Raw genomic sequence first — 19,574 nt, 5'->3', positions numbered from 1 at the left:
CCACGGGTGGACACCGATGATCCGCAGCGCTTGCTGTTCGTCTGTTTCCCGGACACCGGCGAAGCCGCCGGGCGCTACCGGGCCTGGCGCGACCCGCGGATCGCGGTGCACGTCGTCGAGCTGCCCGGGCGGGGCGAGCGCCACGACGAGCATCCGTACCGGGACATGTGGCTGCTCGTCGAGTCGCTGGCCGCGGAGCTGGCCGGGGTGCTCGCCGGGGCACATGTGCTGTTCGGGGCCGGGCTCGGCGCGCTGGTCGCCTACCGGCTGGCGCAGCGGCGGGTGGCCGCGGGACTGGGGGTCCCGCGGGCACTCGTCGTCGCGCACCAGGCACCGCCGGACCGGGCCGCGCGGGCGGTGCCCGAGCAGGCGGCCCGCGCCGACGTGAGCCTGCTGGTCAGCGACGCGCACGTACCGGCGGCGCCCCCGCTGCCGTGCCCGATCCGCGGGTTCGGCGAACCGCACGTGATGACCGGCTGGGGCGAGCACACGAGCGCCGGGTTCGTGCTGACCCCGGCGCGGGCCCAGGACAGCGCCGCGCTGCTGCGTGACGCCGTCCTGCGCTCGGCCTACCTGATCTCCGCCCTGGCCGTGCAGGGGCTCGCGCCGCCGTCGAACGCGACGGAGGCGTAGCTCGGGACGTCCTGCGGGACCTTGACGTCGTCGGGCAGGTGGACGCTGAGCTTCGTGCCCGCCGTGCCGGTGAACGTCCCGGTGTAGACGGACGTGGTGGTGCCCGCGCCGGCGTAGGAGACGTCGAGGGTGAACGTCGCCGAGTCGCCGATGTACGGGCCGCCACCGATGGTGGCGACGCCCGGGTGGTACTCGGTCGTGCCGACCGGCTGGTAGGTGACCGAGACGGTGCCGCGGAACGGGCCCGCGGTGCAGCTCGCCGCCACCACCTGGGCGCCGGTTCCGGCCGCTTCGGCGGGGGGTGCGAGGACGACCGCCCCCAGGACGGCCGTGCCGATGACGGCGTGGATTGCACCGGCTTTCATGGTGACTCCTCTTGCGTTCGGGGTGCGGCCGATGCTGCCCGACGCGACTTTCAAACCACTTCCCCGGACCGCGCCCGGCAGACGTATAAGCGCTGTTACGATTCGGCCCGTGCTTCGCTCCTTGGTCGACATCACCCCGCTGCGCGCGTCGCCCGCGTTCCGCCGGCTCTGGCTGGGCCGGGTGTTCTCCGGCTTCGGCGCCCAGATGACGCTGGTCGCCGTGATGTTCCAGGTCTGGGAGCAGACCGGGAGCACCGTCTGGACCGGTGCGGTCGGGCTCGCGCAGGCCCTGCCCGTCATCGTGTTCGGCCTGTTCGCCGGGACGCTCGTGGACCGCGTCGACCGCCGGAAGTTCGCCATCGTCATGACGGCGGGGCAGGCCGGCTGCTCGGTGCTGCTGGCCGTGCAGGGGTTCGTGGGCGGGGTGCCGGTGCTCGGGGTGCTGGGGCTGGTGGGCGTCCAGTCCTGCTTCGTCGCCGGCGGCGGGCCGGCCGGGCGCACGTTCGTCCCCCGGCTGCTGCCGCCGGAGCAGCTGCCCGCGGGGCTCGCGCTGAACCGGATCGCCTTCCAGGGCTCGATGCTGCTCGGCCCGGCGCTCGGCGGCCTCCTGCTCGGCTGGCTCGGCGTCGGCGGCTGCTACGTCGTCGACGCGCTCACGTTCGGCCTGGCGTTCTACGGCCTCTTCGGCCTCCCGGCGATGCGGCCCGACGGCGAGCTGTCGCGCCCGGGCCTGCGCGGCGTGCTCGACGGGCTGGCGTTCCTGGTGCGGACCCCGGTCGTGCGCGGGGCGCTGCTCACCGACCTCGCCGCGACCGTCCTGTCCATGCCGATCAGCCTGTTCCCGCTGGTCAACGAAGAGCACTTCGGCGGCAACCCGCGCACGCTCGGCCTGTTCCTGTCGGCCATCGCGGTCGGCGGCGTGGTGGCGTCGGTGTTCTCGGGGGCGTTCACCCGGCTCCCGCGGCCGGGCCGGGTGATGCTCGCGGGCTCGGCCGCGTGGGGCGTCGCGCTGACGGCGTTCGGGCTGGCGCCGGGCCCGTGGCTCGGACTGGCGTGCCTGGTGCTGGCGGGCGCGGCGGACACGGTTTCGGTGGTCTCCCGCGGCGCGCTGGTCCAGCTCAACACCCCCGACGCGCTGCTCGGCCGGGTGGCGGCGGCGGAGCAGATCGTCGGGCAGGCGGGCCCGGACGTCGGCAACCTGCGCGGCGGCCTGGTGGCCGGCGTGACGTCGGGGACGTTCGCGCTGGTCAGCGGCGGCCTGCTGTGCGTGGCGGCGGTGGTGGCCGTCGGCGCCGGTACGCCGGGGCTGCGCCGGTTCGCGGTCAAGGCAGCTTCAGCGACAGCACGTCCGGGATCGTGACCACGCTGCCGTAGGTGTTCGCGCTCCCGCCGATCGCCAGGATCCGGTGCGCCGACGCCGCCGCGCACACCAGCGACGCCCGGCCGTGGGGGAGCAGCGTGCCCAGCAGCAGCCAGTAACCCGTGCCGGCGTCGAAGACCTCGGCCGTGCGGTCGCGGGCCGTCGGGTCCCCGACCGGGGCGGGACCGCCGCCGGTGACCACGATCCGGTTGCCCACCACGGCGGCGCCGGGCGCGCCGCGGCGCTTGTGCATCGGGGCCACGGCTTCCCAGCGGTCGGATTCCGGGCAATAGCGCTCGATCGAGGCGAGCGCGTCCTGGCTCCGGCTCGGCAGGCCGCCGATCGCGTACAGGTGCGTCGCGGTGGCCACGAGCCGGAACCGCGCCCGCGGGGTCGGCATCGGCGCCACCGGCACCCAGTGCGGGCGGGGGCCGGCCGGGTCCAGCACGTGGACGGCGTCGGTGGCGTGCTCCGCGGGATCGGCGTCCCCGACCACGCCGCCCGCGACGTACAGCCGGCCGTCCAGCCCGGCGGCCGAAGCGGCGGCCAGCGGGACGGGCAGCGCGGGCGCCGGGCCCCACTCGTCGCGTTCGGGGTCGTAGCGGTCGACGGCGTCCAGTGCGCTGCCGCCGGGGCCGGTTCCGCCTGCGGCGTAGACGATCCCGGCCACGACCCCGGCCGCGAAGTTCCCCCGCGCGACGGGCATCGGGCTGACGTAGTGCCACTCCCCGTCGCCGCGGGCGTGGCGCGTCTCGACCGAGCTGTAGCCGACTTCGCCGTCGGTGCCGCCGAGGACGAAGAGGTCGTCCCCGACGGCCGCCACCTCGTGGCCGAACCGGGGCGAGAGCAGCGGCGGCCGGTACTTCCATTCGTTCATCGTTTCCACCCTCTTTTGCCGCCCAGAGTCTCCGTGGTGATCCGCTTCGTTACGGCGTCCGCGATTTACGCCTTCGGAGCAGTACCGGTGACGATCAGACGTCGCAGTGCGCTCGGCCGGATGGCGGACGACGATCACGCTGTGTGCGAGCTCCTCGTTGGTTTGTTTCCGCACGTGATCACCGCGGTCGCAATTCTCGGCAACGTGATTGCGGGCGCGGAAATCGTCATCTACAGTCCGCGGACCACGGCTTTACGAGCCGGATTCCCCACGCACGAGGATTCATTCCCGAGGAGTGCCATGCCCAGACGCGCCTCGACCCGCCGGTTCGCCGTGTTCGCCGCCGCCGCCCTGCTGCTGAGCGGGTGCAGCCAGCTCGGCGGGACGAAGACCGGCGGCGGCGTCGAAAAACCGTCCATCCGGGTCGCGATCCTCACCACCGTCGACCTCGCCACGCTGTGGCTGGCGCAGGAAGGCGGCTACTTCAAGGCCGAAGGCCTCGAGGTGCAGACCGACATCGGCGCCAGCGGCCAGGACACGCTGACCCGCATGGTGGACGGCAAGGACGACCTCGCGCTCTCGACGTACACCCTGTTCTTCCTGGCCAAGAGCAGCGGCACGGCGGACCTGAAGCTGATCTCCGACGCCACCTCGGCGAGCCCGCGCAGCAACGAAGTCGTCACGGTCCCGAACTCCCCGGTGAAGACGGTCAACGACCTGAGCGGCAAGCGGATCGCGATCAGCTCGAAGAACGCGGCTTCCGACGTCCTGACCCGCTCGGTGATGCGCGACCACGGCATCGACGCGGACAAGGTGACGTGGGTCCCGATGCCCCTGCCGGAGATGGGCGCGGCACTGGCCCAGGGCCGCGTCGACGCCGCCTACCAGCCGGAACCATTCCTGACGCAGGCCGCCAAGACGGCCGGCGCGTACCCGGTGATCGACGCGGCGAGCGGCAGCACGCAGGCGTTCCCGTTGACCGGCTACGGCGCCACGGCCAAGTGGGCCAGGGATCACCCGAAGACCTTGGCGGCGTTCCAGCGGGCGATGCTCAACGCCACGCGTGCGGCGGTGGACCGGGCGCGGGTGGAGCCGTTGGTGGTGCGGAACGCGCGGGTGGACCAGGACATCGCGAGCCTGATGGTGATGCCGGCGTTCGGGTCCACGTTGGACGCCCGGCGCATCCAGCGGGTGCCGGACCTGTTGCAGCAGCTGGGTGTGGTGCAGACGAAGATCGACGCATCTTCGATGATCGCTCCGCAGGCCAGTACCGGCTGAGGCCGGGGAGCTTGGAAGGGCGGGTGCGCTGAGGCGTGCCCGCCCTTCGTCGTGCCGCCGCTCGTTAGCCGCCCGCCGGCCGCCCGCCCTTCGCTGTGCCGCTGCCTGCTGCCCGCGTGCCGCGTGCCCGCCAGCTGCTCCGCCGCCAGCTGCCCGCGAGCCGCGTGCCCGCCGATAGCTGCCCGCCTGCCAGCTGCGGCCCGCCGCGAGCTGCCGCCTGCCGTTAGCTGCCCGCCTGCCCGTTTCGCGCTCGCCGCCGCCCGCTCGCCTGCATGCCTGGCAGCTGCCGCCCCGGCGGCCAGCCGCCCGCCTGCCAGCTGCCCGTCTGCTAGCTGCGGCCCGCCGCGAGCTGCCTGCCTGCCCGTTTCGCGCTCGCCGCCGCTCGCCCGCCTGCCAGCCAGCTACCGCCCTACGGCCAGCCGCCGCCCCGGCGGGGCCGCCGGGCTGACCGGCCCCGGCCGCTCAGGCGGCCGGGTAAGGGGCCGCGAGTCTCCGGCGCCAGGCAGCCGGCGCCGACCGCCCGGCGGGAGCTCCACAGGCGCCGCGAATGACTCATTCGCGGCCTCAGTGGTCCCGAATGACTCATTCGCGACCCGCCCACCCCCGGCGACCCGGCACCTCGGACCCGAACCCGCGCGCCGCCCCGACTTCACCCGCGCTGCCGTTACTCCCCGGTACCGAATACCACTAAGCGCGCGCTTTGTGAAAATTCCCGGAGCGCCCGGTTTCGGTGGTTCGCACCTTGACTTCACCGCCGCTGCCCTCCACCCTCTTCATACCGACCGCGCGGTACGGCCTGATCCACATGGTGAGACAGGAGAGTCATCGATGACACTTCTTGGCGAGGCGGGTTCCGGCGAGGCGCTGCCCGGCGAGGACCTCCTCGTGGTCGACGGCCTCACCGTGCGCTTCGGCGGGCTCACCGCGTTGCACGACGTCCGGCTGAGCGTCGACGCCGGGACCGTCGTCGGGGTCATCGGGCCGAACGGCGCGGGCAAGACGACGCTCTTCAACGTCGTCTGCGGGTTCGTGCGGCCGCAGGCGGGGCGCGTGCTGTGGCGCGGGGAGCCGCTGGTCCGGCACCGCCCGGAACACCTGGCGGGCCTCGGGATCGTGCGGACCCTGCAGGGGCTCGGGCTCTTCCCGGGGCTGACGGTGCTGGAGAACGTGATGGCCGGCGCGGGCCGGCACGCTCGCACCGGGGTGCTCCCCGCGCTCGTCGGGGCCGGGCGGTCCGCGCGCGACGAAGCCGACCTCGCCGGGCGGGCGCGGGCGACCCTCGGGGAACTGGGCATCGCCGACCTCGCCGACCGGCTTCCCGGCGTTCTGCCCTACGGGGTGCGAAAACGCGTCGCACTCGCCAGGGCGCTCGTCGCCGAACCCGACCTGCTCCTGCTCGACGAACCCGCGAGCGGGCTCTCGGCCGCCGAACTCGTCGAGCTCTCCACACTGATCCTTTCGCTGCGGCGGCACATGGCCGTCGTGCTCGTCGAACACCACATGGACCTGGTCATGCAGGTCTGCGACCGCGTCGTGGTGCTGAACTTCGGCGAGGTGATCGCGGCGGGCACCCCGGCCGAGATCCAGGCCGACCCCCGCGTGGCCGAGGCCTACCTCGGCGACCCCGCCGAGGAGGCGCCCGGTGCTTGAGATCGACGGCCTTTCCGTGGCCTACGGCGCCGTCGACGCGCTCGACGGCGTCGGCCTCACCGTCGAGCGGGGCGGGATCACCGCCGTGCTCGGGGCGAACGGCGCCGGCAAGACCACGTTGCTGCGCACGATCAGCGGCCTGCAGCCCGCCCGCGCCGGCCGGATCTCCTGGAACGGCGAGGAACTCACCGGCCGGGCGCCGGACCGGATCGCCCGCGGCGGGGTCGCGCACGTGCCCGAAGGCGGCGGCGTGATCACCGAGCTGACCGTCGACGAGAACCTCCGGCTGGGTGCGCTGTGGCGGCGGGACCGCGCCGATCGCGCGGCCGCGCGTGACGAGGTCTACGAGCTCTTCCCGCCGCTGCGGGAACGTTCGGGGAAATTCGCGTCGACGCTGTCCGGCGGCGAACGGCAGATGCTCGCCATCGGCCGCGCGCTGATGAGCAGGCCCGGGCTCCTATTGCTGGACGAGCCGTCGCTGGGGCTCGCGCCGCTGATCACCGCGCGGATCATGGGGATCCTGCGGGACCTGCGGGCCTCGACCGGGCTGACCGTCGTGCTCGTCGAGCAGAACGCGCACAGCGCGCTGTCCATCGCCGATCGCGGGTACGTCCTCGCGCTCGGCCGGGTCGTGGCCGTCGACACCGCGGCGGAACTCCTGGCCGACGACGGCCTCCGCCACGCCTACCTCGGTTTCTGAGGCTTCCGATCCACCCAGCAGGAGGTGACCGGTCCGGTATGCAGGACTTCTTCGATCTGACCCTCGGCGGGATCTCGGCCGGCGCGGTGTACGCGGCGCTCGGGCTCGCACTGGTCATCATCTACCGGGCCACCCGGGTGGTGAACTTCGCGCAACCCGCCCTCGCCCTGATTTCGACGTACCTCGCGTACTCGGTGACCAAGGCGACGGGCAGCTATTGGCTCGGCTTCGCCGTCGCGATCGTCGCCGGGACCGTGCTCGGCGTCGCCACCGAACGGCTGCTGATCCGGCCGCTGCGGCACCGCTCCGAGCTGAGTTCGATCATCGTCACGCTCGGGCTTTTGCTGGTGCTGCAAGCGATCGCGGGCATGATCTGGTCCAACGAGCCGCTGGCGTTCCCCTACGCCTTCGACTTCCGCGGCCGGTTCTCCGCCAACGACCTGTTCGTCGTGCTGATCGTGCTCGCCATCGCCGCGCTCGTGCTCGTCGTGTTCAAGTACACGCCGCTGGGGTTGCGGATGCGGGCGGCCGCCTTCGCGCCGGACGTCGCCCGCACCCTCGGCGTGCGGGTCGGGCTGATGCTCACCGTCGGCTGGGGCATGGCGGCGGCGGTCGGCTCGCTGGCCGGATTGCTCGCCACCCCACCGTTCCTCTTCCCGAACGTGCTGGACGGTGTCTTCGTCTACGCGCTCACCGCGGCGGTGCTCGGCGGTCTCGACAATCCGCTGGGCACCATCGCGGGCGGGTTCGTCCTCGGCGTCGGACTGTCCTATGTGTCCGGCTACCTGGGACCGGAGATGGTGACCATCGCCGCGCTGGCGATCCTGGTGATCGTGCTTTCCGTGCGCCCGAGCGGGTTGTTCGGCCGGGCGAAGGCGAGGCGGGTATGAGCGTGCGCACCAGTCTTCCCCGGACCACCGCGCCGGCCGTGCGGAAGAAGCGCACGCTGCCGCCGCTGGTCCGCCACGTCCTCTTCGCGCTGGCGGCCTTCGCCGTCGTCGTCGTGCTGACGCTGGTGACCGACGAGTTCACCAACCTGCGGATCGCGACGATCGGCTACTACCTGATCGCGGTGGCCGGGCTGACGTTGCTGACCGGCCTCACCGGCCAGGTTTCGCTGGGGCACGGCGCGTTCATGTTCATCGGCGCGTACACGGTGGCGCTACTGGTGAACAAGGTGCCGTCGTTCCCGCTGTGGGCCGACCTGCTGCTGGCCAGCGCGGCCGGGGGGTTCGCCGGGCTGCTGGCCGGCGCCGCCGCGGCCCGGTTGCGCGGGCCGTACCTCGCCGGCGCGACGCTCGCGCTGGCCGTCGGCCTGCCCGCGCTGACCCGCAAGTTCCCGGACTTCCTGGGCGGCAGCAACGGGTTGAGCTTCACCGTCCACAGCAGACCGTCCGGTGTGGTCGGTCTCGTGCCGGAACTGCGCTGGCAGACCTGGATCGTCTGGCTCAGCGTGCTCATCGCGCTGGTGCTGGTGGTCAACATCGTCCGCGGCCGGCTCGGGCGCGACTTCCGCGCGGTCCGCGACGACGAGGTCGCCGCGTCGCTGAGCGGGATCGCCGTCGGGCGCACCAAGATCCTCGCGTTCCTGGTCAGCGCGGTGTGCGGCGGGCTCGCCGGTGGCCTGCAGGCGTTCCTGCTCGGCACCGCCGCGCCGGGGTCGTTCACGCCCGCGTTGTCGCTGAGCCTGCTGGCGGCCGTGGTGCTGGGCGGGCTCGGGTCGCTGTGGGGCGCGCTGTGGGGCGCGGTCGCGCTCGTGTACTTCCAGGCCTGGTCCGAGGACCTCGCCGACGTGCTGCACCTGAACACCGACGTCGCCAACAACCTCCCGCTCGCGGTGTACGGCGTGATCCTCATCGTCGTCGTGCTCGCCTTCCCGCGCGGCATCCAGGGCGGTTTCCAGCGGCTCCGCACACTCCTCCCCAAGCCCGCCGAAAAGAAGGAGAACCATGAGAACCACTAGGTACGGCGCGGGTTTCCTCGCCCTCGCCTTGGCGCTGACCGCGTGCGGCGGCGCGGGGGAGAGCGACGGCGGCGGCCAGCAGGCCGCGGACTCCGCCGTCGGCGTCACCAAGGACAGCGTCGTGATCGGCACGCACCAGCCGCTGACCGGGCCGGCCGCGCCGGGGTACAGCAAGATCTCCGTCGGCGCCCGCGCGGTCTACCAGGCGATCAACGACGGCGGCGGGATCAACGGCCGGAAGATCGACTACAAGGTCGAGGACGACGGCTACAACCCGACGAAGACCGTCGAGGTGGTGAAGAAGCTCGTCCTGCAGGACAAGGTGTTCGCGATCGTCGGCGGGCTGGGCACGCCGACGCACTCCAAGGTCGTCGACTACCTCAACGCCGAGGGCGTGCCGGACCTGCTCGTGTCGTCGGGCGCGCTCGCCTGGGACAACCCGCAGAAGGCGCCGATGACCTTCGGGTACCAGGTGGACTACACGCGCGAGGGCAAGATCCAGGGCCAGTACATCAAGAACACCTTCGCGGGCAAGAAGGTCGGCTACTTCACGCAGAACGACGACGTCGGCCGCGACACGCAGGCCGGGCTGGACCAGTTCGTCAAGGACCAGACCGTCGTCCGGCAGGGCTACGACAGCGCGAACACCGACGTCACGCCGCAGCTGTCCGCGCTGAAGGCGGCCGGCGCCGAGGTCGTCGTCTGCGCCTGCATCCCGGCGTTCACCGCGCTGTCGATCCTGGCCGCGGCGAAGATCGGCTACCAGCCGCAGTTCGTCGTCAGCAGCATCGGCGCGGACCCGGCGACACTGTCCGGGCTGCTGCAGGACTTCGCCAAGCGCGGCGGCGCCAGCGTTTCCAGCGGGCAGCTGCTGGCCGGCCTGATCGGCACCGGCTACCTGCCGGACGTCGCCCAGACGTCGGACCCGTGGGTCGCCTACTTCAAGGGCCTCCACGACAAGTACATCCCGAAGGAGCCGTTCACGAACACCGTGCTGTTCGGCATGGTGCAGGCCTACACGTTCGGGCAGGCGCTCAAGGCCGCCGGGCCGGACCCGACGCGGCAGAAGCTCGTCGACGCGATGAGCTCCGGGTCGCTCAAGGGCCCGGGCCTGACCCCGTTCGGGTTCTCGAAGGAATCGCACGCGGGGTACACCGGCGCGTACGTCTTCAAGATCAACCCGGACACCACGACGGCGATCATCCAGCCACCGTCCGTCACCGACCGGGGTACCGGGGCCATCACGGCGTACACCGGTGAACGCGCCACCCCGGAGCAGGTGAACCTGCTGAGCAAGTGAGGAACGGGCCGGTTCGCGGCGGTGCCGCGGGCCGGCCCCCCGCTCACATAGGGTGGCGACATGACGGTCAGGGAGAAGGTCGTGCGGGCGGCGGTCCGGCTGTTCGCCGAGAAGGGCTTCGAGGCGACGACGGTCCGCGAGATCGTCGAAGCCGCCGGCGTCACCAAGGGTGGTCTCTACCACTACTTCGAGTCCAAGGACGACCTGCTCTTCGAGATCTACGTGGCGATGCTGCGGATGCAGACGCGGCGGATGGTGACGATCGCGGAGTCGGACCTGCCGCTGCCGGAGCGGCTGCACGCGATCATCGTCGACGTCGTCGTGACGAGCATCGCCGACCTGGACGCGGCGACCGTGTTCTTCCAGTCGTTCCCGCTGCTGGAGAAGTCCAAGCAGGTCCAGGTGCGCGCCGAGCGGCGCACCTACCACGAGCGCGTGCGCGACCTGGTCGCCGAAGGGCAGCGGACCGGTACCTTCCGCGCCGACGTCCCGGCCGACCTGGTGATCAACTACCACTTCGGCGCCATCCACCGGCTCGGCATGTGGTACCACGCCGACGGCGAGCTGTCGGGGGAGCAGGTCGGCGAGCACTTCGCGAACCTGATGCTGTGCAGTCTCCGTCCTTAGTGGACGATCTATCGTGGGGACCATGCACATCGTGGCGGTCCTCGCGCTGGACCAGGTCGTCCCGTTCGACCTGGCGACCCCCATCGAGACCTTCTCGCGAACCCGGCTCCTCGACGGCTCGCCCGCCTACGAGGTCCGGATCTGCGCCCCGGCACCGGAGGTGGACGCGGGCGCGTTCACGCTGCGGCCGCCGTGGGACCTGACCGGGCTGGCGACCGCGGACACGGTCATCGTCCCGGGCCGCTCGGCGAACCCGCCGGTCCCGGCCCCGGTGGTGACGGCGCTGCGCGCGGCGGCCGAGCGGGGCGCGCGGATCGCGTCGATCTGCTCGGGCGCGTTCATCCTGGCGGAGACGGGCCTGCTGGACGGCCTGCGCGCGACGACCCACTGGGCGGCGGCCCCCGAGCTGGCCCGCCTGCACCCGGCGGTCGAGGTCGACCCGGACGTGCTGTACGTGGACAACGGCCGGATCCTGAGCTCGGCGGGCGCGGCGGCGGGCCTCGACCTGTGCCTCCACCTGGTCCGCCGCGACCACGGTTCGGCGGTGGCGGCCGCCGCGGCCCGGATGTCGGTGATGCCGCTGGAACGGGAGGGCGGGCAGGCCCAGTTCATCGTCCACGACACCCCGCCGGCCCCGCGCGGGTCCGAGCTGGAGCCGCTGCTGGCGTGGCTGGAGGAGAACTGCGCGGCGGAGCTGACGCTGCCGGGCATCGCGGGGCACGCGGGGATGAGCACGCGCACGCTCAACCGCCGGTTCCGCGAGCAGACGGGCACGACCCCGCTGCAGTGGCTGCTGCGCGCCCGGGTGCGGCGGGCACAGCACCTGCTGGAGGCGACGGGCGAGCCGGTGGACCGGATCGCGGGGCAAGTGGGGTTCGGGTCGCCGACGGCGTTCCGGGAGCGGTTCAAGCGGGTGGTGGGGAGGAGCCCGCAGGCGTACCGGGCGAGTTTCCGGGCGGCGGGGGCGGGCGGGTGATTTCGGGTGGTGGCGTGCCGGCTGCGGTCAGGCGGTGGAGTCCGCAGGCGTTCGGGGACGGGCGTTCGGGCAGCGGCTGACTTCGGGTGGCGGCGTGCCGGCTGCGGCCGGTGGGGTGTGGTCCGTAGGTGTTCGGGGTGAGCTTTCGGACGGCGGTGGGTGACTTCGGGTGGTGGTGTGCCGGCTGCGGCCGGTGGGGTGGGGCCCGTAGGTGTTCCGGGCGAGTTTTCGGGCGGCGGCGGGCGACCTCGGATGGTGGTGTGCCGGCTGCGGTCGAGCGGGTGGTGGGCCGGAGGCCGCACGTGTTCAGGCGAGTTTCGGGCGGCGGGCGACCTCGGGTGGTGGTGTGCCGGCTGCGGTCGAGCGGGTGGTGGGCCGGAGGCCGCACGTGTTCAGGCGAGTTTCGGGCGGCGGGCGACCTCGGGTGGTGGTGTGCCGGCTGCGGTCGAGCGGCCGGTGGGGTGGAGGCCGCACGTGTTCGGGCGAGTTTCGGGCGGTGGCTGACCTCGGGTGGTGGTGTGCCGGCTGCGGTCGAGCGGCCGGTGGGGTGGAGGCCGCACGTGTTCGGGCGAGTTTCGGGCGGTGGCTGACCTCGGGTGGTGGTGTGCCGGCTGCGGTCGAGCGGGTGGTGGGCCGGAGCCCGCAGGTGTTCCGGCAGGCGGGTGAAGGCGCTCGAGGCTCAGCGTCGGTCGGGGCCGGGCCGCTCGTAGCGGGTGGCGCCCTGTTCCGGCTGCGGTTCAAGCGTGCGAAGGCGGCTCGAGCCCCCACGTCTCCCAGCGTCGCCCGTCGGGGTCCAGCCGCGCGTACAGCGTGGCCGCGTGTTCCGGCCGCGTGAGCACCGCGATCGCCTGCCGTTGCAGCAGGTGCAGCGATCCCACCTCGGCGCGCAGCGCAGCGATGCGGCGGCGCAACCGCGGCCGGGTCCGCCACGGGCGCCAGAGCACCGCCAGCAGCAGGGCCGCGGCCGCCGTCTGGTACTCCTGCGCCGTCCTGACCAGCCGGTCCGCCTCGGCGCCGAGCACGCTGCCGGCCCGGCGGTCGATCGTCCGCGCCAGCTCGCTTTCGAAGAGGCGTTCGTGCGCGCCGCCGGCGAAGTCCGCCACCCGGCGGGGTACGCCCGCGACGAGGGCGGCGGTCAGCAGGTCCGCGAGGGCCGCGCGCAGTGCGTTCCGGGCGTCCGTGCCGTCCTCGAGGAGCGCGGCGATACCCAGCTCGGCGGCGATGGATGCCTGACGGGCGTCCCCCGGCGCCGGGGGAGCCGCGCCGATCGCCACGCCGCGGATGCCGCCGCTGAGCTCGCGGACCGCCGCCAGCTGCCGGTGGACCTCGGCGCGCAGCCCGCGCCGGTCCTGGACCTTGGCGAAGTAGTTGGTCAGCGCCGCACCGACGACGCCGCCGCCGGTCGTGTAGGCCAGTTCGACGAGGCCGGGCACCGGGACGCCTAGTTCGGCGGCTGCTGGGGGTGCGGGTAGCCCGGCTGCGCCACCGGGTAGCCGGCCGGACCCGGGTACGGCTGCGCGAAGGCGGCCGGGCGGCCGCCCTTGACGACCGCGATCGCGACCAGGAGCCAGGAGAGCGCCGCGGCCACGTCGAACACGATGCCCACCACCAGGAAGATCAGCTGGATGTCGGCGACGGAGAGGTGCTCGGACCGGCTCCAGGTCGCCGCGTCCAACGCCACGAACTGCCACGCGATGCCCGCCACCGTCGTGGCGAGCATGACGGCGAAGGCGGCCACCATCAGGCCGGACACCCCCTTGGCGCGGCCCTTGACCGAGAAGACCAAGCCGAGCAGGCCCACGACCAGCAGCAGCACCCGGGGGATGATTTCGATGATCGTCAACGAAAACTGCGACATGCCTGTCCTCCACCGTTCGCCGCCGGAGGTCGGGACGTCCGGGCTGGGCCGCGCCGATCCTATTCGGTGACGGCGCTTCGCGTGGGGCGTTCGGCGAAGACGGTTTGAGGCGTTCGCTCCCGTGGTACTGACCGTAATCATCGCTGTCCCGCTTTGGAGGGTGCTCGTGCAGATCCAGGTCAACACCGACCACAACATCCACGGCGGCGAGCGGCTGGCCGGCTTCGTCAGCACCGACCTGGAGAACAACCTCTCCCGGTTCGGCGGGTGGTTGACCCGGGTGGAGGTGCACCTGAGCGAAGACGGCGGCGGCAAACCGGAAGACAAGAAGTGCGTGATCGAGGCGCGCCCCGGCGGCAAGCAGCCGATCGCGGTCACCCACCACGCGGCCACTGTGGACGATGCCTACGCCGGTGCGGCGCACAAATTGGGGCGGGTACTGGATTCCCGGTACGAGCGCGCGCACGACCACAAGGGCAGCGAAAGCATCCGGCACATGCCCGCGCCGGAGGACCCGGACCAGGTCGGCGTGCTCGACGAGCAGCGGGACTGACCGCCGGGCCGGCCCGGCTCCGCCTCGGGGCGGGAGCCGGGCCGGTGCCGGTTACTCGGTCGGGCAGCTGTCCGGGGCGCGCAACGCGCTCCAGGTGTGCGTGCCGACCCGGCCGTCGCTGACCAGGCCGGGCGGGCCGCAGACGGTGTAGGTGTCCGCCTGGAACGCCTTCACGGCCGACTCCGTGGCCGGGCCGAAGTCGCCGTCGACGCCCGACGAACCCACGCTGTACCCCCAGTGCAGCAGCAGGCACTGCACTTCCCGGACGCGGTTGCCGGTGTTGCCCCGGACGGTTTCCACCTTGCCCGAGTAGTACCCGCACGACACCGCCGGGCTGACCTCCGGCGGGTGCAGCCGCCGGTCGGGCACGCTCGCCGCCGAGGCGGTGCCCGGGTGGGCCGCCGGCGTGGCCGCCTGCGCCGCCGGTGCCGCGACGAGCGCGGAAAGGATCATGGCGCCGTAGACGACGCCCCTGGTGATTCCCCGTGTGATCCGCATTCTCCGGTCCTTTCTCCCCCTGTTCGGCAGGGGTCGTCGGTCGGGACGCCTGGAGTCTCCCCTCGCGGAGGCGGCCGGTACGGGGCGTTCGATCCTCGTCGAAAGGGGGCGCGCGTTCTGGAGCGTGCGGCGCCGCCGATGCCGGTGGCGGCCGACCGGCCTCCCCGCCGGCTGCTCGGCGCGGGTCCGTCGAAAGCAGGTGCGCACTCTGGAGCCGGGGGGCCGGCCGATGCCGTGGTGGACGACCGGGACCCGCGGGAGGAGCTTGACCTGCTCGCCGCGCCGGTGGCGGTGGGGTCGCGGGCCGGTGCGTGTGGCGCCGCTGATGCCGGTGGCGGCCGACCGGCCTCCCCATCGGCTGCTCGGCGCGGGTCCGTCGAAAGCGTGCGCGTCACCCGGATCGGTGGAGCAGTTGCAGGCCCAGCGGCGTGATGTGGTGCGACGCCACGGTGCCGTCCCGGTGGGTGGCGATCATGCCCGCGTCGCGCAGGATCGTCGTGTGGTGGGTGACCGTCGCCGGGGCCACGCCGGTGCGGCGGATCAGCTCGCGGGAACTGCAGCCGTCCATCGCCAGCCGCAGGATCGCCGCGCGGGTGGTGCCGACCAGTGCACCGAGGTGGTCGCCCGGGCGGTGTTCCGGGGCGAGCAGCCGGGTGGTGGGGTCCAAGGGAAAGGTCAGCGTCGGGGGCAGTGCGGGGTCGGCGAGCGCGACCGGGCGCTGCAGGGAGAAGTAGCACGGCACGAGCCGCAGCCCGCGGCCGGCGAGCAGCAGGTCGCTGTCGACCACGTAGGGCAGCCTCAGCACCGGCGGCTCCCAGACCGCACCGGGTGTGATCCCGGTCAGCACCGCCTCGACGCCGTCGTGCCCGAGCGTGTGCAGCCGGCGGGCGAGGTCGGCGTGCCGGGCGGCTTCGACCACCGCCAGCCGCGGCTGGACGGCCACCCGGTAGAACCCGCCCAGCGCCGCGCGCAGTCCGCGCAGGGCGGGCGCCCCGCCGCCGGCGATGGCGCGCAGCGGCGCCGACTCGCCGCCCAGCAAAGCCATTTCCCTTCGCAGCCGCGGTTTCGGCACGGACACCACCGCGTCGAGCGCGTCGTCGAGATCGTCGAATTCCCCCGCCGGGGTCAGGAAATCCGGGAAGTACTCCGCGTGCGGGGCGATGGGCAGCAGCGTGTGCAGGAGCCGCTGCAGCCGGGGTTCGGCGAACGCTTCCTGGCGGACCCGCCGCCGCCAGCCGTCGAAGTACAGGCCGCCTTCCCGGTGCTGCAACAGCTGCACCGCGTTCACGATCTCCCACATGTGGTCGATCCGCGACGCGAGCCGGGTGCGGCCCAGATCGACCTCGGTGAAATGAATGCGCAAGTACGGCATCGTGGTTCCCCCCTGGGTCTACGACTCCATGGGTGACATCGGAGTCGCGCGCCATTTCGCTACCCGTGGCAGAAACGGCGGAGATTCGTCGGGCAAATTGGCGGATGCTCTTGTTTTCCGCTGCTTCGGACGCGATTCCGGCCCCCTGGCGCCGGTCGGGTAACCTCGGTGCCGTGTCGAGCCCCGAAGCGTCCAAGGCCGGGCTGCCGGTCTTCCCGGCGGCCCGATAACTTCCCGTTCCCGGGTCACCGGGTGACCACGAAATCGTCCTGTCGATCTCGTGTTCCCTGGAGCTTCCGTGCCTCTGTACCTCCTCGCCGTGGCCGTGTTCGCCATGGCGACGTCCGAATTCATGCTCGCCGGGCTCGTCCCCGGCATCGCCGCCGCCTTCGACGTCTCGCTCGCGCAAGCCGGGCTGCTGACGTCCGCCTTCGCCGCCGGGATGGTCGCCGGAGCGCCGGTGGTGGCCGCGCTTTCGCGGTCGTGGCGGCGGCGCACCGCGCTGGTGTGCTTCCTCGCCGTCTTCGTCGCGATGCACGTCGTCGGCGGCCTCACGACGTCGTTCGGCGTCCTCGTCGCGACGCGGGTGGTGGCGGCCGTCGCCAACGCGGGGTTCCTCGCCGTCGCGTTGACCGTCGCCGCGGCCCTGGAACGGCCCGGCCGGGCGCTCGCCGTCCTGCTGGGCGGCACGACGGTGGCGTGCGTCGTCGGCATCCCCGGCGGGGCGCTGCTCGGGTGGCGGCCGGCGTTCTGGGCCGTCACGCTGCTGTGCCTGCCCGCGTTCGCGGCGCTCTGGTGGATCCCCGACACGGCGGCGGGCCCCAAGCCGGCCGGCCTCCGCGCCGAGCTGGCCGAGCTGCGGCCGCTGTCGGGGGTGCTGCTGACCGGCGCGCTCGTCAACGCGGCCACGTTCGGCGTCTTCACCTACCTGGCACCGGCGGCCGCCGGTGTCGCCCCGGTGCCGGTGGTGCTGGGTGCCTTCGGGGTGGGGTGCTTCGCCGGGATCACCGCGGCCGGCCGGCTCGCCGACCGGTGGCCCGGGCGGGTCGTCACCGTCGGCGGTCCGCTCCTGCTGGCCGGGTGGGTCGCGCTGGCCCTGACCGCACACGTCCCGGCGGCGTTCGTGACGCTCGCCTTCACGCAAGGCGCGCTGTCCTTCGCGGTGGGCGGCACGGTGATCGCCCGGATCCTGCGGCTGGCCGAGGGCGCCCCGACGATGAAGGGGTCGTACGCGACCGCGGCGTTCAACGCCGGGGCCACGGCGGGTCCGGTGCTCGCCGGGGCCGCGGCGAGCCCGTTCTGGCCGGCCGCGGCGCTGGTCGCCGCGGCGTTGGTGGTTCACGCCTTACGGCGCCGGACGTAGTGGGTGAGGCCGGTGATGGCGATGCCGCGGCGACCCTGCGGACGGTGAGGGGGCGACGCCGGGTCCGGTGCTCGCCGCGGCGTTGGTGGTTCACCCCCGCCGGCGCCGGACGTAGTAGGTGATCAAGCCCGCGATCGCGACGATCGCGATGCCGCCCGCCACCATCCGGATGGTGAAGTCGAGGCCGATCAGCGGGCCCGCGGCGTTCGCGGCTCCGCTGACGAGCAGGACCAGCCAAAGGAGGATGGGGGCGGCGGTGGTGGTGGGGCGGGTTTCGGTCATGCCGGAAACGTTAGGGATCCGGCGGGCCGGGATCGATGCCGTCAGCACCCGGATGCGGGGTGGTGCCTGCGCTACCCCGCATCCCGCTGCAGGTACGCCAGCACGGCCAGCACCCGCCGGTGCCCGCCTTCGTCCGAGGGCAGACCGAGCTTCGCGAAGATGTTGCGGATGTGCTTGAGGACAGCGCCGTCGCTGACGACCAGCAGTTCCGCGATCGTGCCGTTGTTGTAGCCCTCGGCCATCAGCGCCAGCACCTCGCGCTCCCGGGCGGTCAACGCGGCCAGGGGGTCCGCGGCCCGGCGGCGGGCCATCAGCTGGCCGATCACCTCGGGGTCCATCGCCGTGCCGCCCTTGGCGACCCGCCGGAGCGCGTCGATGAACCGCTCGACCTTGCCGACGCGCTCCTTGAGCAGGTAGCCGACCCCGCCGACGCCGTCGGCGAGCAGCTCCACCGCGTAGCTCGTCTCCACGTGCGCGGACAGCACCAGCACCGGCAGTCCCGGGTGGATCTCCCGGGCCCGCACGGCGGCGCGCAGTCCTTCGTCGCGGTGGGTCGGGGGCATCCGCACGTCCATCACGACGGCGTCGGGCCGGTCGCCTTCGACGAACGCGAGGAAGTCCTCCGCGTTGTCGACCGCGGCGACCACCTCGATGCCCGACGTCTTCAGCAGCAGCGCGAGTCCTTCGCGCAGCAGCGCGTCGTCCTCGGCGATCACGACCCGCATGGCAGCTCCACTCGCAGCACGGTCGGCCCACCGGGTGGGCTGGTCAGGCTCAGCGTTCCGTCGAAGGCCTCGGCGCGGCGGCGGATCCCGGCGAGGCCGCTCCCGGCGGACTCGTCCGCGCCACCGCGGCCGTCGTCGCGGATTTCCAGGCACAGCAAGCCCGGCGGGCCGCTCAGCGTGATGTCCACTTGGGACGCGTCGGCGTGCTTGGTCACGTTGGCCAGCGCCTCGGCGACGACGAAGTACGCGGCGGCCTCGACCGCGGCCGGGCGGCCGGTGTCGTCGGAAACCGTGACGGTGACCGGGACCGGGCTGCGCTCGCCCAGCGCGCGGACCGCGCCGGCCAGGCCGCGCTCGCTCAGCAGCGGCGGGTGGATGCTGCGGACCACCGTGCGCAGCTCGGCCAGCGCGTCGGTCGCCGTGTCCTGGGCCTTCACCAGCAGCTCGCGCGCGGTGGCGGGGTCGCGGTCGTACAGCTGGCCGGCAACGCCCAGCTGCAGCACGACCGCCGCGATCCGGGCCTGCGTGCCGTCGTGCAGGTCGCGCTCGATCCGGCGCAGCTCGGCGCCGTGCGCCTCCAGCGCCGCCGCCCGCGTCGCGGTCAGTTCGGCGACCCGGTCGGCGAGGACCACGCCGGGGCCGGGCGCGAGCAACGACCGTGCGGTCCGGGCCTGCCAGCGCGCGAGCCGGGGCAGGAGCAGCGTCAACGCGGCGAAGGCGGCGCCGACGAGCAGCGTCAGCCCGGCGCGCGGCCACGAGTTCACCACCAGCCCGACGGACCCCTCGATCCCGCCGGGCACCGCGGGCCACACGAAGGCCGTCACGAGCTGCTGGACCACGCCGAGCGGGAGCCCGACCGCCAACGTCCCGAGGAACACCCCGGTCGCGGCGTGGATCGCCAGCCACGCGATGTCGCGGCGGGTGGCCGGGTCCTTCAGCGGGGAGCCGTCGCGGTAGGGCTCGGGGATCGGGGCACCGAGCGCCCGCGCGGCCCGGCGGCGGTCGACCCCGACCGGCCACCGCGACAGCCGGATCGCCGGGGCCACCGACGGGATCCCGACGCCGAACGGGCACAGCAGCAGCACGGCGAACAGGCCGGCGACGGCGAAGATCGACAGCATCGAAGTGCCGGCGCCGACCACCAGGTAACGGACCGCCGACCAGCACGCGCGCAGGCGGGTCGTCACGCCGCCA

The 19,574-nt window shown here is 73.2% G+C and carries 21 protein-coding genes; 12 read left to right on the top strand and 9 right to left on the bottom strand.

What is annotated here, in order from left to right:
* The first annotated feature begins 6 nt into the window (after positions 1 to 6).
* A complete protein-coding gene (locus tag MUY14_RS29695) occupies positions 7 to 633 on the top strand; it encodes a thioesterase II family protein (RefSeq protein WP_247014102.1) in 627 nt (208 codons plus the stop codon).
* Here MUY14_RS29695 and MUY14_RS29690 read toward each other — a convergent pair.
* On the bottom strand, positions 570 to 998 hold the full coding sequence (locus MUY14_RS29690) for a hypothetical protein (RefSeq protein ID WP_247014100.1): 429 nt from the start codon (positions 996 to 998) through the stop codon (positions 570 to 572). The two genes, MUY14_RS29695 and MUY14_RS29690, sit on opposite strands and share 64 nt — an antisense overlap.
* Before the next feature lie 109 nt (positions 999 to 1,107).
* Between MUY14_RS29690 and MUY14_RS29685 the strand changes: the two genes are divergently transcribed.
* Positions 1,108 to 2,358: an MFS transporter gene (locus MUY14_RS29685; RefSeq protein ID WP_247014098.1), complete on the top strand. Its 1,251-nt coding sequence runs from the start codon at positions 1,108 to 1,110 to the stop codon at positions 2,356 to 2,358.
* Here MUY14_RS29685 and MUY14_RS29680 read toward each other — a convergent pair.
* Entirely contained in the window at positions 2,321 to 3,235 is a 915-nt protein-coding gene (locus MUY14_RS29680; protein ID WP_247014096.1) for a kelch repeat-containing protein, read from the bottom strand. The genes MUY14_RS29685 and MUY14_RS29680 overlap by 38 nt on opposite strands.
* Positions 3,236 to 3,535: 300 nt before the next feature.
* On the opposite strand from MUY14_RS29680, the gene MUY14_RS29675 reads away from it, so the two are divergent.
* The 8 genes from MUY14_RS29675 to MUY14_RS29640 all read left to right on the top strand — a co-directional run bounded on the left by MUY14_RS29675 (position 3,536) and on the right by MUY14_RS29640 (position 11,729).
* Positions 3,536 to 4,513 (top strand): ABC transporter substrate-binding protein, encoded by a 978-nt coding sequence (locus MUY14_RS29675; RefSeq protein WP_247014094.1) that lies wholly within the window; start codon positions 3,536 to 3,538, stop codon positions 4,511 to 4,513.
* 828 nt (positions 4,514 to 5,341) lie between these two features.
* Positions 5,342 to 6,163, top strand: coding sequence for an ABC transporter ATP-binding protein (locus MUY14_RS29670; protein WP_247014092.1), 822 nt, complete (start codon positions 5,342 to 5,344; stop codon positions 6,161 to 6,163).
* Positions 6,156 to 6,863: an ABC transporter ATP-binding protein gene (locus tag MUY14_RS29665; protein WP_247014090.1), complete on the top strand. Its 708-nt coding sequence runs from the start codon at positions 6,156 to 6,158 to the stop codon at positions 6,861 to 6,863. Before MUY14_RS29670 ends, MUY14_RS29665 begins: the two co-directional genes overlap by 8 nt.
* 38 nt (positions 6,864 to 6,901) lie before the next feature.
* Positions 6,902 to 7,753 carry a branched-chain amino acid ABC transporter permease gene (locus MUY14_RS29660; RefSeq protein ID WP_247014088.1) on the top strand — a complete coding sequence of 284 codons (852 nt, stop codon included), beginning with the start codon at positions 6,902 to 6,904 and terminating at the stop codon, positions 7,751 to 7,753.
* Positions 7,750 to 8,826, top strand: a complete 1,077-nt coding sequence (locus tag MUY14_RS29655) for a branched-chain amino acid ABC transporter permease (protein WP_247014086.1) — start codon at positions 7,750 to 7,752, stop codon at positions 8,824 to 8,826. The genes MUY14_RS29660 and MUY14_RS29655 overlap by 4 nt, the downstream gene beginning before the upstream one ends.
* Positions 8,813 to 10,126, top strand: coding sequence for an ABC transporter substrate-binding protein (locus MUY14_RS29650; protein WP_247014084.1), 1,314 nt, complete (start codon positions 8,813 to 8,815; stop codon positions 10,124 to 10,126). Before MUY14_RS29655 ends, MUY14_RS29650 begins: the two co-directional genes overlap by 14 nt.
* Positions 10,127 to 10,186: 60 nt before the next feature.
* Entirely contained in the window at positions 10,187 to 10,753 is a 567-nt protein-coding gene (locus MUY14_RS29645; RefSeq protein ID WP_247014082.1) for a TetR/AcrR family transcriptional regulator, read from the top strand.
* Between the two features lie 22 nt (positions 10,754 to 10,775).
* Complete coding sequence (locus tag MUY14_RS29640) at positions 10,776 to 11,729, top strand: GlxA family transcriptional regulator (protein ID WP_247014080.1); 954 nt, start codon at positions 10,776 to 10,778, stop codon at positions 11,727 to 11,729.
* Between the two features lie 737 nt (positions 11,730 to 12,466).
* Here the strand turns inward: MUY14_RS29640 and MUY14_RS29635 are convergent.
* Together MUY14_RS29635 and MUY14_RS29630 are read right to left on the bottom strand one after the other, a co-directional pair.
* On the bottom strand, positions 12,467 to 13,162 hold the full coding sequence (locus tag MUY14_RS29635) for a hypothetical protein (protein WP_247014078.1): 696 nt from the start codon (positions 13,160 to 13,162) through the stop codon (positions 12,467 to 12,469).
* Between the two features lie 8 nt (positions 13,163 to 13,170).
* The gene (locus tag MUY14_RS29630; RefSeq protein WP_247014076.1) at positions 13,171 to 13,587 is read right to left on the bottom strand and encodes a hypothetical protein; all 417 of its coding nucleotides are present in this window, start codon (positions 13,585 to 13,587) and stop codon (positions 13,171 to 13,173) included.
* A 160-nt stretch (positions 13,588 to 13,747) separates the two neighbouring features.
* Between MUY14_RS29630 and MUY14_RS29625 the strand changes: the two genes are divergently transcribed.
* A complete protein-coding gene (locus MUY14_RS29625; protein ID WP_247014074.1) occupies positions 13,748 to 14,140 on the top strand; it encodes an HPF/RaiA family ribosome-associated protein in 393 nt (130 codons plus the stop codon).
* A gap of 51 nt (positions 14,141 to 14,191) precedes the next feature.
* On the opposite strand, the gene MUY14_RS29620 is transcribed toward MUY14_RS29625, so the two are convergent.
* A complete protein-coding gene (locus tag MUY14_RS29620) occupies positions 14,192 to 14,638 on the bottom strand; it encodes a peptidoglycan-binding protein (protein WP_247014072.1) in 447 nt (148 codons plus the stop codon).
* Between the two features lie 391 nt (positions 14,639 to 15,029).
* Positions 15,030 to 16,010, bottom strand: a complete 981-nt coding sequence (locus MUY14_RS29615) for a helix-turn-helix transcriptional regulator (protein WP_247014071.1) — start codon at positions 16,008 to 16,010, stop codon at positions 15,030 to 15,032.
* Between the two features lie 334 nt (positions 16,011 to 16,344).
* Between MUY14_RS29615 and MUY14_RS29610 the strand changes: the two genes are divergently transcribed.
* Complete coding sequence (locus MUY14_RS29610) at positions 16,345 to 17,373, top strand: MFS transporter (RefSeq protein ID WP_396126871.1); 1,029 nt, start codon at positions 16,345 to 16,347, stop codon at positions 17,371 to 17,373.
* A gap of 90 nt (positions 17,374 to 17,463) precedes the next feature.
* On the opposite strand, the gene MUY14_RS29605 is transcribed toward MUY14_RS29610, so the two are convergent.
* The 3 genes from MUY14_RS29605 to MUY14_RS29595 form a co-directional block, all read right to left on the bottom strand.
* A complete protein-coding gene (locus MUY14_RS29605; protein WP_247014066.1) occupies positions 17,464 to 17,655 on the bottom strand; it encodes a hypothetical protein in 192 nt (63 codons plus the stop codon).
* A 71-nt stretch (positions 17,656 to 17,726) separates the two neighbouring features.
* Positions 17,727 to 18,380, bottom strand: a complete 654-nt coding sequence (locus tag MUY14_RS29600) for a response regulator transcription factor (RefSeq protein ID WP_247014064.1) — start codon at positions 18,378 to 18,380, stop codon at positions 17,727 to 17,729.
* Positions 18,368 to 19,567, bottom strand: coding sequence for a sensor histidine kinase (locus tag MUY14_RS29595; protein ID WP_247014062.1), 1,200 nt, complete (start codon positions 19,565 to 19,567; stop codon positions 18,368 to 18,370). The genes MUY14_RS29600 and MUY14_RS29595 overlap by 13 nt, the downstream gene beginning before the upstream one ends.
* Between the last annotated feature and the right edge of the window lie 7 nt (positions 19,568 to 19,574).

Source organism: Amycolatopsis sp. FBCC-B4732, assembly GCF_023008405.1.
Classification (GTDB): domain Bacteria; phylum Actinomycetota; class Actinomycetes; order Mycobacteriales; family Pseudonocardiaceae; genus Amycolatopsis; species Amycolatopsis pretoriensis_A.
Note: the sequence above shows the minus strand (reverse complement) of the source record. Positions and strands in the feature narration are given on the sequence as shown.